The sequence below is a fragment of the Rhodococcus ruber genome, assembly GCF_016804345.1.
GTDB lineage: Bacteria > Actinomycetota > Actinomycetes > Mycobacteriales > Mycobacteriaceae > Rhodococcus > Rhodococcus ruber.
The window spans coordinates 3,922,637-3,935,683 of record NZ_CP044211.1; the positions used below are offsets into that span (position 1 = coordinate 3,922,637).

General features: G+C 72.4%; 15 protein-coding genes. 4 read left to right on the forward strand and 11 right to left on the reverse strand.

All coding sequences use genetic code 11. The features are described from left to right. Position 1: 1 nt before the first annotated feature. The gene (locus F1734_RS18135; protein WP_010594759.1) at positions 2-565 is read left to right on the forward strand and encodes an NUDIX hydrolase; all 564 of its coding nucleotides are present in this window, start codon (positions 2-4) and stop codon (positions 563-565) included. Here F1734_RS18135 and F1734_RS18140 read toward each other — a convergent pair. The 4 genes from F1734_RS18140 to rfbD are packed head-to-tail and all read right to left on the reverse strand — an operon-like array spanning position 562 to position 4,217. After that, entirely contained in the window at positions 562-1,317 is a 756-nt protein-coding gene (locus F1734_RS18140) for an SGNH/GDSL hydrolase family protein (RefSeq protein WP_010594760.1), read from the reverse strand. The genes F1734_RS18135 and F1734_RS18140 overlap by 4 nt on opposite strands. A 15-nt stretch (positions 1,318-1,332) precedes the next feature. Then, the gene (gene manB, locus F1734_RS18145) at positions 1,333-2,418 is read right to left on the reverse strand and encodes a mannose-1-phosphate guanylyltransferase (protein ID WP_010594761.1); all 1,086 of its coding nucleotides are present in this window, start codon (positions 2,416-2,418) and stop codon (positions 1,333-1,335) included. Next, a complete protein-coding gene (locus F1734_RS18150; RefSeq protein WP_017679582.1) occupies positions 2,415-3,320 on the reverse strand; it encodes a glycosyltransferase family 2 protein in 906 nt (301 codons plus the stop codon). The genes manB and F1734_RS18150 overlap by 4 nt, the downstream gene beginning before the upstream one ends. 36 nt (positions 3,321-3,356) lie before the next feature. Beyond that, the gene (gene rfbD / locus F1734_RS18155; RefSeq protein ID WP_010594763.1) at positions 3,357-4,217 is read right to left on the reverse strand and encodes a dTDP-4-dehydrorhamnose reductase; all 861 of its coding nucleotides are present in this window, start codon (positions 4,215-4,217) and stop codon (positions 3,357-3,359) included. A 131-nt stretch (positions 4,218-4,348) separates the two neighbouring features. Between rfbD and F1734_RS18160 the strand changes: the two genes are divergently transcribed. Together F1734_RS18160 and F1734_RS18165 are read left to right on the forward strand one after the other, a co-directional pair. Further along, positions 4,349-5,878 carry an LCP family protein gene (locus tag F1734_RS18160; RefSeq protein ID WP_064066355.1) on the forward strand — a complete coding sequence of 510 codons (1,530 nt, stop codon included), beginning with the start codon at positions 4,349-4,351 and terminating at the stop codon, positions 5,876-5,878. Between the two features lie 14 nt (positions 5,879-5,892). Next, entirely contained in the window at positions 5,893-6,600 is a 708-nt protein-coding gene (locus tag F1734_RS18165; protein ID WP_102031296.1) for a TIGR03089 family protein, read from the forward strand. On the opposite strand, the gene F1734_RS18170 is transcribed toward F1734_RS18165, so the two are convergent. The 3 genes from F1734_RS18170 to F1734_RS18180 all read right to left on the reverse strand — a co-directional run bounded on the left by F1734_RS18170 (position 6,578) and on the right by F1734_RS18180 (position 8,826). Then, positions 6,578-6,952: a hypothetical protein gene (locus F1734_RS18170; RefSeq protein WP_010594766.1), complete on the reverse strand. Its 375-nt coding sequence runs from the start codon at positions 6,950-6,952 to the stop codon at positions 6,578-6,580. The two genes, F1734_RS18165 and F1734_RS18170, sit on opposite strands and share 23 nt — an antisense overlap. A gap of 82 nt (positions 6,953-7,034) precedes the next feature. Further along, a complete protein-coding gene (gene purE / locus F1734_RS18175; protein ID WP_010594767.1) occupies positions 7,035-7,538 on the reverse strand; it encodes a 5-(carboxyamino)imidazole ribonucleotide mutase in 504 nt (167 codons plus the stop codon). After that, positions 7,531-8,826, reverse strand: coding sequence for a 5-(carboxyamino)imidazole ribonucleotide synthase (locus tag F1734_RS18180; protein WP_020480515.1), 1,296 nt, complete (start codon positions 8,824-8,826; stop codon positions 7,531-7,533). Before F1734_RS18180 ends, purE begins: the two co-directional genes overlap by 8 nt. Before the next feature lie 135 nt (positions 8,827-8,961). On the opposite strand from F1734_RS18180, the gene F1734_RS18185 reads away from it, so the two are divergent. Next, entirely contained in the window at positions 8,962-9,510 is a 549-nt protein-coding gene (locus F1734_RS18185) for a GtrA family protein (RefSeq protein ID WP_203010859.1), read from the forward strand. A 36-nt stretch (positions 9,511-9,546) separates the two neighbouring features. On the opposite strand, the gene F1734_RS18190 is transcribed toward F1734_RS18185, so the two are convergent. The 4 genes from F1734_RS18190 to F1734_RS18205 are packed head-to-tail and all read right to left on the reverse strand — an operon-like array spanning position 9,547 to position 13,042. Beyond that, positions 9,547-10,851: a sensor histidine kinase gene (locus F1734_RS18190; RefSeq protein ID WP_010594770.1), complete on the reverse strand. Its 1,305-nt coding sequence runs from the start codon at positions 10,849-10,851 to the stop codon at positions 9,547-9,549. Between the two features lie 10 nt (positions 10,852-10,861). Beyond that, a complete protein-coding gene (locus F1734_RS18195; RefSeq protein WP_010594771.1) occupies positions 10,862-11,545 on the reverse strand; it encodes a response regulator transcription factor in 684 nt (227 codons plus the stop codon). 38 nt (positions 11,546-11,583) lie between these two features. Next, positions 11,584-12,129, reverse strand: coding sequence for a PH domain-containing protein (locus F1734_RS18200; protein WP_010594772.1), 546 nt, complete (start codon positions 12,127-12,129; stop codon positions 11,584-11,586). Between the two features lie 46 nt (positions 12,130-12,175). Next, on the reverse strand, positions 12,176-13,042 hold the full coding sequence (locus tag F1734_RS18205; protein ID WP_010594773.1) for a biotin--[acetyl-CoA-carboxylase] ligase: 867 nt from the start codon (positions 13,040-13,042) through the stop codon (positions 12,176-12,178). Between the last annotated feature and the right edge of the window lie 5 nt (positions 13,043-13,047).

Sequence of the window (13,047 nt, forward strand, 5' to 3'; positions counted from 1 at the left end):
GGTGAGCGCGTCCACACTGCACGCCTCGGCCGTCGACCGGCTGCGGGCCTGGCGGACCGATTCGGCGGACGCGGAGTCGCTGCGGCACACCATGTTGGCGTTTCTCGACGCCGCACCCGAGGGATGTCTGCGCCGGCACGTTCCCGGCCACGTCACCGCGTCGTCGCTCGTGCTCGATGCCGACCGTCGGCACGTGCTGCTCACCCTCCATCCCCGGGTGGGACGGTGGATCCAGCTCGGCGGGCACTGCGAGGAATCCGACGAGACGGTCGTCGACGCGGCGCTGAGGGAGGCGACCGAGGAGTCCGGAATCGAGGATCTGACCATCGATCCGGAACTGCTCTCGGCGCACACCCACCCGATCACCTGCTCGCTCGGTCGCCCGACCCGGCATCTCGACCTGCGGTTCCTCGTCGTCGCGCCACCGGGGGCCGTACCCGTCCGGAGCACGGAATCGACGGACCTGCGGTGGTGGCCCGTCGATGCGCTACCGCCCGAGGCCGAGCACGACACCCTCGGGCACCTGCTCGGCCTCGCCGGCGCACGCGTCCGGGCGGCCGGCTAGACCGGCTGCAACGTGGGGCGTTTCGGCGCGATACCGTCCCCGGAGGACGTGCCGCGCAGACGCCGCCCGACCCAGGGAATCAGGAACTCCCGCGCCCACCGGCGGTCCTCGGCCCGCTTCGCCGCGGACACCACCGGCGCGGCCTCGAACTCGGTCGGAGTGAGCGTGTGTGCCGCACCGAGGAGATCGAGCACGCGGATCGCCATGTTCCGGTGGCCGGCCGACGACATGTGGAGCCGGTCGAAATCCCACATCCGCAGGTCGCGGTACTCCGCGAAACGCCAGAAGTCGACGATCGTCGCGCCGTGCCGGTCGGCGATCTCCCGGACGAGCTCGTTGTAGACGGCCCAGCGTCCGCGCAGGATCCGGAACACCGGCGCCCAGCTGCCGTCGTAGGCCGTCCACACGAGCACCCGGGCACCCGTCGCGGCGAGCTTGCCGATCGCCTCGTCGTACTCGGCGGCCAGCGCGTCGAGATCGAGCTTGGGGCGCATGAGGTTGTTGCCGCCGGCATAGATCGTCACCAGGTCGGGCCGCATCGCCACTGCCACGTCGAGCTGCTGGTCGAGGATCGGGCGCAGCAGTCGTCCGCGCACGGCGAGATTGGCGTATCCGAATTCCGGATTGTCGCGGGCGAGTTCCTCGGCGACGAGATCCGCCCAGCCCCGCAACCCGTTGGGCCGGGCCGGATCCGGGTCCCCGACGCCTTCGGTGAACGAATCCCCCAGTGCCACATATCGTTCGAACTTCATCGCAGATCCCCCGCGCTATACGTCGGTGCTGAAACGGATCCCGCCGTCGGGAATCTGCACCCCGGGCCAGACCCGGGCGCCGCGCAGCAGCTCGCAGCGCGCCCCGATGTCGGCGCCGTCGCCGATGACGCCGTCGCGGATCAGGGCGCGGGGGCCGACGCGGACGCCGAATCCGATGATGGACCGCTCGATCACCGCACCGGCCTCGACCCGCGCGCCGTCGAAGATCACCGCACCGTCCAGACGTGCGCCGGCGCCGATCTCGGCGCCGCGGCCGACGACCGTGCCCCCGATCAGCAGGGCGCCGGGCGCGACGGAGGCACCGGGATGGACGAGCGATTCGCCGCGCTGGCCACCCAGGGCGGGCGACGGCGCGATGCCGCGCACCAGGTCGGCCGAGCCGCGGACGAAGTCCTCCGGCGTGCCCATGTCCCGCCAGTAGGCCGCATCGACGTGCCCGTACACCCGCCTGCCCTCCGCCAGCAGGGACGGGAAGACCTCACGTTCGACGGACACCGGACGACCCTCGGGGATCGACTCGATGATCTCGCGCTTGAAGACGTAACAGCCGGCGTTGATCTGGTCCGTCGGCGGATCCTGCGTCTTCTCCAGGAACGCGGTCACCCGGCCTTCCTCGTCGGTGGGCACGCACCCGAACGCGCGCGGGTCGCCGACACGCACCAGGTGCAGGGTCACGTCGGCGTCGGTGCGCAGGTGTGTGTCGAGCACCGCGCCGAGGTCCGTTCCCCCGAGAACGTCACCGTTGAAGACCATGACGTTGTCGGCCCGCAACCGGGGCAGGACGTTGCGGATGCCGCCGCCGGTGCCCAGCGGCTCGGCCTCGGTGACGTACTCGATCTCGAGTCCCAGTTCCGAGCCGTCACCGAAGTAGTCCTCGAAGACCTCCGCCTTGAACGAGGTACCGAGCACCACGTGCTTGATGCCGGCCGCGCGGATACGGGTGAGCAGATGCGTCAGGAACGGCACGCCGGCGGTGGGCAGCATCGGCTTCGGCGCGGACAGCGTCAGCGGCCGCAGCCGGGTTCCCTGCCCGCCCACCAGGATCACCGCATCGGTGTGCGGCGCAGCATCGTTCGTCATCGTGTCCCCTGTTCCGTGGTGTTACCCGCCTCGGCCGTCCGCGCCCGTTCGCGCGCCGCCGCGGCCACCGACATCCTCGACCGGGCGGCGAGCCCGGCCCGCAGCGTCCATCGCAGCGGCGCCTGCCACCGATGCGGGTGCCGGTCCGCCTGGAACCGGTAGGCGCTCTCGTGGTGGGCCGGCAGCATGAGCTCCGGATGCCGGCCGGCAGCGTGCCCTTTCGCGTGCGTGACCTCCGCCGAGGGCACGTACACGTTGAGCCAGCCCGCCCGGCCGAACCGGTCGCCGAGATCGACATCCTCCATGTACATGAAATAGCGCGAGTCGAAGCCGTCGACCGCATCGAACGCCGCCCGCCGCACCAGCAGGCACGAGCCGGACAACCACCCCACCGCCCGTTCCGACACGGTCTCGTTCTCCTGCCGGTACCGCCGCGTCCACGGGTTCTTCGGCCACACCGTGCCGAGCAACGCGTGCCCCGCGCCGGAGACCAGCCCGGGCACCGATCGCGCCGACGGATAGACGGTGCCGTCGGGCTCGTGGATCAGCGGGCCCAGGGACGCGGCCCGCGGCCAGCGACGCGCCCCCTCGAGCAGCCGGTCCAGCGACCCGGGTCCCCAGCGCACGTCGGGATTGGCGACGACGACGAACTCCTCCGCCGGGTCGACCTCCGCGACGGCCCGGTTCACGGCACCGCCGTAGCCGATGTTGCCGCCGGTGTGCAGCAGCCGCACGTTCGGGTGCCGCGCCGCGGCCTCTTCCGGAGAGCCGTCGGTGGACCCGTTGTCCGCCAGGATCACCCGGGTGGGCAGGTTCGTCGCGCCGGTCAGCGAGGTCAGGAAGTGCTCCAGATGCTCACCGGGCGAGTAGGTCACCGTCACCACGGTCAGCGTCGAACTCACGCCGTCACCTTAGCCGCCGGCCTCGGCCGCGCCGAATCACGCCCGGGTCCGCAGTGCGCCGATCGCGGCCCGCAGTGCCGGCCGCCACGGCCGGAGCGGCGTCAGCCCGGCCGCGGCCCATGCGCTGCCGTCGAGGACGGAGTACGCCGGACGAGGCGCGGGGCGCACGAACTCGTCGCTGCCGCACGGCTGCACCCGGCCCGGGTCGGCACCCGCCTCGGCGAACACCGCACGAGCGAGGTCGAACCAGCTGGCCTCCCCGGAGTTCGTCGCGTGCAGGACCCCGCCGGGCACCGCACCCGCGCGGGCGGCGAGTTCGAGGATCCCGTCGGCGAGATCGGCGGCGTAGGTGGGGCAGCCCACCTGGTCGTCGACGACGCGCACCGTGTCGCGTTCGCGTTCGAGCCGGAGCATGGTGGCGACGAAGTCGTTGCCGTCACCGGTGTAGAGCCACGCGGTGCGCACCACGTGGGCGCTCGGCAGCCGGTCGAGCACCGCCCGCTCCCCGGCGAGCTTGGTCCGCCCGTAGACGGTGCGCGGCCCGGTCGGATCGCCGACCCGGTACGGGCGGTTCCCGTCGCCGGCGAACACGTAGTCGGTGGACACGTGGATCAGGTGGGCGCCGGCTGCGGCGCACGCGGCGGCCAGGTTGGCCGGGCCGTGCTCGTTGACCGCGGCGGCGTCCTCGGGATGCGTCTCGGCCGCGTCGACCGCGGTGTAGGCGGCGCAGTTGAGCACGACGGCGCCGGGCTCGACGAGCGCGGCGACCGCGCCGGGATCGGTGATGTCCGCCTCCTCCGACCCGGCGCCCCGGATCCGGAGGCCGGCCGCGGCGCCGCGGGCGAGCAGGTGACGGCCCAGTTGTCCGCGGGCTCCGGTGACGAGAACGGTCTGCACGGGCACGAGTGTGGCATGCCCCGGCGGCTGTCACCCGGTACGAGCCGGGCACGCCGCGGCGGGTGCCACAAGGGCCGCCGTCACGGCAGTAGCCTGGGTGCGACCCCGACGCCCGACGAGAGGACCGCCAGGTGCCGCCAGAACCGCCCACACGCCGAGCTCCGGCGCGCGACGCGGGGGGAGGATCGGGGGTCCTGCGCGGGCGGCCGCTGCGGATCGCCGTCGCCGTCGCCGCGGCGCTCACCCTGGTCGCCACCGGCGTCGCGTGGCGCGGTATCGATTCGCTGCGTTCCTCCCTCGCCACCGTGGGTGGGCTCACCCTGGGCGACGGCCGGGACGGCGCCCTCGACATCCTCCTGGTGGGCACCGACAGCCGCACCGACGCCCACGGCAATCCGCTGTCCCAGCGCGAACTCGACGCGCTGCGGGCCGGCGAGGAGGTGGCGAACAACACCGACACGATCATCCTGATCCGGGTGCCGCTCGACGGCACCTCGGCGACCGCCATCTCGATCCCCCGCGACACCTACGTCGAGGTGCCCGACATCGGCATGTCGAAGATCAATGCCGCGTTCGGCGCCACCAAGGAGACCGAGCGGCTGCGACTCGTCGAGGCGGGCGAGTCCGACGCGGCCGCCGAGAAGGCGGCCACGCAGGCAGGCCGGGAGGCGCTGGTCGAGTCGGTCGCCGACCTGACCGGCGTCACCGTCGACCACTATGCCGAGGTCGGTCTGCTCGGGTTCGTGCTGCTCACCGATGCCGTCGGCGGCGTCGACGTCTGCCTGAACAACGCGGTCGACGAGCCGCTGTCCGGGGCGAACTTCCCCGCCGGCGAACAGACCCTCGACGGCGCGGACGCTCTGAGTTTCGTCCGGCAGCGCCACGACCTGCCGCGCGGGGACCTGGACCGGATCGTGCGGCAGCAGGTGTTCATGGCGTCGCTCGTGCAGAAGGTGCTCAGCGCGAAGACGCTGAGCAACCCGTCCAAGCTGAACCAGCTCAGCGCGGCCGTGCAGCGGTCGGTGGTCCTCGATTCCGACTGGGACATCCTCGATCTGGCCACCCGGATGCAGGACCTGGCCGGCGGCGCCGTGCAGTTCTCGACGATCCCCGTCCAGGACCTCAACGCGATGACCGACTACGGCGAATCCGTGGTGCAGGTGGATCCGGAGGAGGTGCGCAGCTTCGTCGCCGACCTCGTCGATCCGGGTGACGGCGGGTCGCAGGCCACGACGGATCCGGCACCGGACGTCGAGGCCGGCACGGTCACGGTGGACGTCGCCAACGCCGGCGGCGTCGCCGGTCTGGCCTCCCGCGTGGCGGCCGCGCTCGTCGGTGACGGCTTCGTCGAGGGTGGTGTGGGCAACCACACCGGCCGCGCAGTGGACGAGTCGACGGTCTTCGCCGCCGACCCCCGGTCCGACCAGGCGCGTGCCGTCGCGGCGGCACTCGGCGGCCTGGCGACCGCCGCCGACCCGGCGCTCGACGCCGACACGGTGCGGGTGGTGCTCACCGAGGACTACACGGGTCCGGGCGCGGACGCGAGCGTCACCTCCGTGGCCTCCGGCTCGGAACTCGTGAGCGCCGGGGCCACCCCGACGTCCGTTCCGCCCGGCCCGCCGATCGATGCCGGCTCCACCGGCCCCCGCTGTGTGAACTGACGAACGAGGACACTGTGACCACGCTGACCGACACCCTGCTCGATCCGATCCTGGCCGCCGACCCGGCGGGCCCCCGCATCACGTGGTACGACGACGAATCCGGCGCCCGGATCGAGCTGTCCGCGGTCACCCTCGCGAACTGGGCCGCCAAGACGGCGAACATGGTGCGCGACGAGTTCGGCCTGCTGCCCGGCGGGCGGGTGGCCGTCCTGCTCCCGGCCCACTGGCAGAGCGCCGCGGTCCTGCTCGGCGCGTGGTGGGCCGGCGCCGAGGTGGTGCTCGAACCCGACGACGCGGATCTCGCGCTGGTCACCGCAGACCGTCTCGACGAGGTCGCGGACGCCGCCGAGGTCGCGGTCCTCTCGCTCGACGCGTTCGGCCGGCCCGTGCCGGACCTGCCGGTCGGGGTCACCGACTATGCGACGCACGTGCGGGTGCACGGTGACCAGTTCCGCTCCGCCGGGGACGGCGGGCCGGTGCTCGACGGACGGACGGCCGACGACGTGGTGGCCGCGGCCCGGGGCGCCGCCGCGGCCGCAGGCATCACGGGTGCGGACCGGGTGCTGTCGAGCCGCGACTGGAGCACCCCGCAGGCACTGATCGAGGGCCTGCTCGCCGTCCTCGCCGCCGGCGCGTCGCTGGTGCAGGTGAGCAACCCGGATCCGGCGGCCACGGAGCGACGGGCCGCGAGCGAGAAGATCACCGTCCGTCTGGACGGCTGACCCCGCCGGTGTAGCCGCCGTCGGCGAGGCCGGCCTCGATCTCGAACCGGTTGCGGGCACCGGGACGGCGCAGCTCTTCCCGGAGATATCGGATCGCGAAGCCGATGCCGTGCCGCGCCCACTGATCGGCGTGGACCGCCTCGTGCCGCAGGATCCGGCGCGACGGTGACCGGCCGGTGAGGAACGCCCCGCCGATCGTCGTCCCCGAGCGGGCGTAGCCGCCGCGCATTCCGGTGCAGAGGTAGAGACCGAACTCGTCGTCGAAGTCGATGCGGCCGCCCCACACGCGCGCCCACAACAGCGCCAGGGCCGTCACCGCGCGGGCCTGCGGGTCACCGCGCGACGCGCGCACAGAACGATCCGCGCGGCGCGCAGTCGTCCGCGCGCTCGATTTCGAGCGCGGACGACCGAAAAGCGCGCGTACGTGCACGAAGTCAGCCGAGCAGCTTCTGCCGCAACGCATCGTCCTTCTCGAGCACCATCTGCTCGAGGCCGGCCTGGAACTGCTCCATCCGTTCCCGCAGCGAGGGGTCGGCCGCGCCGAGGATGCGGGCGGCGAGCAGCCCGGCGTTGCGGGCTCCGCCGATGGAGACGGTCGCAACGGGCACCCCGGCGGGCATCTGCACGATCGACAGCAGCGAGTCCATGCCGTCGAGGTACTTCAGCGGCACCGGCACGCCGATCACCGGAAGGGGCGTCGCGGAGGCGACCATGCCCGGCAGGTGCGCGGCGCCGCCGGCGCCGGCAATGATCACCTTGATGCCACGTCCGGCGGCGTCGCGGGCGTAGTCGAGCATGCGCTGCGGGGTGCGGTGGGCCGAGACGACCCCCACCTCGAAGCGGATGCCGAACTCGACGAGCGCCTCGGCCGCAGCCTGCATCGTCGGCCAGTCCGAGTCGCTGCCCATGATCAGGCCGACCTGTGCTCCGTCAGTCACCGTGAGAATCCCATCCGTCGGTCCACACTCCGTGCGAGAGCCAGTGCGCCGCGCGCTCCGCGCGTTCGCGCACCGCCGCCACGTACTGCGGGTCGTCGATCGACCCGGTCGCGTCCCCGAGCACGTTGACGTGCCCGATCTTGCGGTCCTTGCGCTCACCCTTGCCGTAGAGGTGCACACGCACGTCGGGCATCCGGGCGAACAGGTGGTGCAGCCGCTCGTCCATGCTCATCTCGGGCGCCTCGGGGGCGCCGAGCACGTTCGCCATCACCGTCACCGGCGCGATCGGCGACGTGTCGCCGAGCGGGTAGTCGAGCACCGCACGCAGGTGCTGCTCGAACTGGCCGGTGCGGGCACCGTCCATGCCCCAGTGCCCGGAGTTGTGCGGCCGCATCGCGAGTTCGTTGACGATCAACTCGCCGGTCTCGGTCTCGAACAGCTCGACGGCCATGACCCCGACGACACCGAGTTCGGCGGCGATGCGCAGTGCCAGCTGTTCGGCGGCGGCTTCGACGTCGGCCCGCAGGTTCGGGGCGGGCGCGATGACGACGGCGCATTGCCCGTTCAGCTGCACCGTCTCGACCACGGGCCAGCTCGCGCCCTGCCCGAACGGCGAGCGCGCGACCATCGCGGACAGCTCCCGCCGCCACGAGACCTTCTCTTCGGCGATGAGCGGCACCCCGGCGGCGAGTTGCTCCGCGACGATCCGCTGCGCCTCGTCCGCGTCGCCGGTGATCCACACACCGCGGCCGTCGTAGCCGCCGCGGGCGGCCTTGATCACGACGGGCCAGCCGTGCTCGTCGCCGAAAGCGGTGAGGTCCTCGACCGAGGTGAGCTCGGCGAACGGCGGCACCGGTGCGCCGAGCTCGGCGAGGCGCCGACGCATCGCGAGCTTGTCCTGCGCATAGATCAGGGCCTGCGGCGGCGGCTGCACGCTGACGCCTTCGCGCTGCAGCGCCTCGAGGTGCTCGGTGGGCACATGTTCGTGGTCGAACGTGAGGGCGTGGACGCCGGTCGCGGCACTGCGCAGCGCGTCGAGGTCGGTGTGGCTGCCGAGTACCACGTCGGGGCTGACCCGGGCGGCCGGATCGTCCGGGCTCGCGGCCAGCACCCGCAGGGTCTGGCCGAGCGCGATCGCGGCCTGGTGGGTCATGCGGGCGAGCTGACCGCCGCCGACCATCGCGACGACCGGCATACCGGCGGGCAGCGTGCGGGGAGTGTGCGAGGGGGTGTCGCCGGCCGCGGGGGCGGGGGTCGCGGCGGCCGAGTCCGGGGGTGTAGCGGTCACGGCTCACCATGGTGTCACAGCGGGCGACGGGGGTGGCGCCGCGCTCCCGCGCGACACCCCCGCGTTCCTGTGGTAAAGCTGATAATCCACCGGCGGGTTCGTGTCTTCGAGCCACGGTTTCGTAGACTCGTCCGGGTGTCTTTCGTCGATGCGGCCGTGAACCGAGTCCCCGAGCCTCTCCGGGGGGTGTTGCTGCGGCACCACGAGCTGATCAAGTTCGCGATCGTCGGCGGCACCACCTTCGTCGTCGACTCGGTCATCTTCTACACCCTCAAGCTCACGGTGCTCGAGGAGAAGCCGGTGACCGCCAAGGTCATCGCCGGGGTGATCGCCGTGATCTGCTCGTACGTCCTCAACCGGGAGTGGTCGTTCAAGAACCGGGGCGGCCGGGAACGGCACCACGAGGCGCTGCTGTTCTTCGCCGTCAGCGGCATCGGCGTGGTCCTGAGCTTCATCCCGCTGTGGATCTCGAGCTACGTGTTCGACCTGCGGGTACCGGACGTCAGCCTCACCGTCGAGAACATCGCCGACTTCGTCAGCGCGTACATCATCGGCAATCTGCTGCAGATGGTCTTCCGGTTCTGGTGCTTCCGCCGCTTCGTGTTCCCGGAGGAGATGAATCCGGACGGGGACGAGGTTCCCGGGCACGAGGAACTCGCCGAGGAAGGCCTGGGACACTCCTGAACCCGGGCTGACTCCGGTCCCGCCCCCACTCACGGTTCAGCGCGGTTCCCGGATCCCCGTGTGGGTGGACTCGTCACGGGTGGAGCCGAGGAACAGTGCGAACAGGGCGGGGCGGCGGCGCTGCAGTTCCAGGCGCCCACCGTCGGCCTCGGTCAGAGCCCGGGCGAGGGCCAGGCCCACACCGGTCGAGCCGGTACCGGAGAAGCCGCGGTCGAAGATGTGCGGCGCCAGCTCGTCGCTGACACCGTCCCCCTCGTCGGTGACCTCCACGCACACCGTCGATCCGCCGCCGAGGGTCGAGACCCGCCGCACGGACACGGTGCACGTGCCGTCGCCGTGCATGAGCGCGTTGTCGACCAGCACCGCGACGGCCTCGCGCAGCCGGGACCCGGTCACCCGGCTGCGCAGCGACGGATCCCCGCTCAGGTGCAATTCCCGCCCCGCTTCCTTGTAGGGGCCTCGCCAGTCCGCGATCACCCCCGTCAGCTCCCCGACGACGGACACCTCGGTGCGCAGTTCGGAACCGCTGTTGCGGGACGCGCGGACCAGTTCGTCGATGGCGGTGGTGAGCCGGTCCACCTGGCGCATCGCTTCCTCGGCTTCCTCGACGACAGCCGGGTCGGTGTGGGTGGACAGCTCGTCGAGGCGCAGCCGCACCGCGGTCAGCCGGGACCGCAGCTGGTGCGAGACGTCGCCGACGAGGGCGTGCTCGCGCTGCAGGCGACCGGCGATCTCGACGGTGGCGGCGTCGAGGACGTCCGAGACGCGGTCGAGTTCGGGGATGCCGTGCCGGCGCGGATCGGGCCGGAAGTCGCCTTCGCCCAGCCGGCGGGCCCGCGCTGCGACGTCGCGCAAGGGGTCCGCCAGCCGGCGCGCGGTGACGACGGCGACGACGGCACCGACAGCCACGGACAGCAGCACGAGCAGCGTCACCCCGACGAGAACCTGCCGCTGCAGCAGACGCATGTCCTCGGACGGCGCCTCGAGCCGCAGGGATCCCGACGTTCCCATCGACAGGGACTCGACCAGTGGGTCGGGCACCGTGGCGGCACCGATGTCGAGCCGGGCCGCGGCGTCCTCGGGGGTCGGGTAGACGACGAGGAGGCGTCCGCCGTCGGGGACGACGAGCCGCAGGGAACTGGTGTCGAGTCCCCCGACCACCAGGCCGTCGGCGCCTTCCTGGGCGATGACCTCCGCGGACATGCGCTCGAGCCGGCCCTGCAGGTCGCGGCGTGCGGTGTCCTCGACGAACAACCAGGCGGTGTAGGCGAGCGGGACTCCGAGCAGCAGGGCCACGAGCAGGGAGCCCGCGAGGACCGCGAACAGGATTCGGCTGCGCACCCCGGCCCCGTCAGTCGGTGTTCAGCCGGAATCCGACACCGCGGACGGTAGCGATGCGTCGTTCCCCGGCCGGGCCCTCGTCGCCGATCTTGCGGCGCAGCCAGGACATGTGCATGTCGAGGGTCTTGGAACCCCGCAGGTCGGCGTCGCCCCAGACCTCCTGCAGGATGGCGTCACGGGAGACCACCTGGCCGGCGTGTTCGAGCAGCACCCGCAGCAGTTCGTATTCCTTGTTGGCGAGGGTGACTTCGGAGCCGTCGACGAGCACGCGCCGGGCCGCCCGTTCGAGCCGGATCCCGGAGACCTCGACGACGTCCTCGGGCTCGCCACCCCCGCGGCGGCGCAGCAGCGCCCGGACCCGGGCCATGAGCTCGGCGAGCCGGAAGGGCTTGCCGACGTAGTCGTCGGCGCCGGCGTCGAGACCGACGACGAAGTCGACCTCGTCGGTGCGGGCGGTGAGCATCAGGACGGCGAGGTCGGAGCGGTGGGCGCGGATCTGCCGGCACACCTCGAGGCCGTCGATGCCGGGCAGTCCGAGATCGAGGATGAGCAGTTCGTACTCACCGGACAGCGCCCGTTCGAGCGCGTCGGGACCGGTCTGTTCGACGGTGACGTCGTACCCCTCCCGGCCCAGCGCGCGGGACAGGGGCGCGGCGATGGCTTCGTCGTCTTCGGCGAGCAGGACTGCGGTCACGGATCCAGCGTACGGATCGGCACCGGGCGCACGGCGCGTTACCAGGCTTTGCGGCTCGGCCCGTCGGTCCGCGGTTCCCCGCCCCGCACCGGGTCGGCGTGGAAGGCCTGCTGATACAGCAGGGCATGCACGCGCTGCACGTCGGGGATGTCGTCGAATTCGAGCGGGTCGTCGGCCGCGGAGACGATGACGAGGGTGCCGGTGCGCAGGATCCGGTCCAGCAGGCCGTGCCGGAACTGCACGTTGCTGATGCGTCCCATCGGGATGTCGATGCCGGAGTGGGTGAGAACGCCCTGCCGGACGAGGACCCGCCGATCGGTGACGATGAAGTGGGTCGACAGCCAGCCGACGAGCGGCGCCAGACACTGCCAGGCGACGATCGCCGCCCACGCCACCGCGAGCACGATCGTCAGGGTGCTCGCGGTGGAGCCGTCGAGCCGGGCCTGGCTCAGGCCGAGCAGAAATCCGGCGAGCGCGGTGGCGAGGAGGAAGATCGCCGCCGGGACGATGAGCATCTTCCAGTGCGGGTGCCGGTGCAGCAGCAGCCGTTCCTCGGCGGCGAGGGCGTCCTCCGGGTATCCCATGCCGGACACGATGACACAGCCGCGATGCGGGGTGCTCGAGGGCGGGTCAGGGCACCGGGCGCAGGTGGGTGATGTCCCCGGCCGACACCGCGATCGGCTCGCCGCCGTCGTCCGGGGTGATGACGATGCGGCCCTGCTCGTCGACGTCGACCGCGACGCCGTGCAGTTCTGTGTCGCCGGGCAGCACCGCTCGCACCCGGCGCCCGAGCGTGCCGCACCGTTCGCGGTACGCCGCGGCCGGTCCGGTGACGTCCCAGCCCGCGACGTACCACTGCTGCCAGCGGCGGCCGAGTTCGCGCAGCAGCCCCTCGGCGAGTGCGGTGCGATCGAGATCGGTCGCCCCGGCGAGCGCGAGCGACGTCGCGGTGGGTACCGGCAACTCGTCCTCGGTGAGCGAGACGTTGAGTCCGATCCCGACCACCACGGCGGGCTCGGGATGGGTTCCGGCGACCTCGGCGAGAATTCCGGCTACCTTCCGGCCCTCGACGAGGACGTCGTTGGGCCATTTCAGCTCGGCATCGACCCCGGTCACCGACCGGATCGCGTCGACGGTCGCGGTGCCGGCCAGCAGCGGCAGCCAGCCCAGGTCGGCGAGGTCGATGCCGGGCATGCGCAGCAGCACCGAGACGATCACCTGAGCGCGGGGAACGCCGGCCCATCCCCGCGAGTGCCGCCCCCGGCCGCCGTGCTGGAACTCGGCGAGCAGCACGCGGCGGTCGGTGCCGGGGTCGCGGGCGACAGCGAGCAGGTCGGCGTTGGTGGAGGCGGTCTCGGTGACCACGTCGAGGCGCCGGTAGAACGCGTCGGGATCGGCGCCGCGCACGAGGGCGGCGCGCAACCGCTCGACGTCGAGTTCGCCTCGCGCGGGCGCGGGGTCGACGGGCGGACGCTGCGGTTCGGGTTCGGTGGGCATCCGCA

Bases quoted from the DNA above. Each gene is read 5' to 3' on its own strand.
- F1734_RS18140 (WP_010594760.1), bottom strand. From the start codon at position 1,317: ATGAAGTTCGAACGATATGTGGCACTGGGGGATTCGTTCACCGAAGGC.
- manB (WP_010594761.1), bottom strand. From the start codon at position 2,418: ATGACGAACGATGCTGCGCCGCACACCGATGCGGTGATCCTGGTGGGC.
- F1734_RS18200 (WP_010594772.1), bottom strand. From the start codon at position 12,129: ATGGGATACCCGGAGGACGCCCTCGCCGCCGAGGAACGGCTGCTGCTG.
- F1734_RS18205 (WP_010594773.1), bottom strand. From the start codon at position 13,042: ATGCCCACCGAACCCGAACCGCAGCGTCCGCCCGTCGACCCCGCGCCC.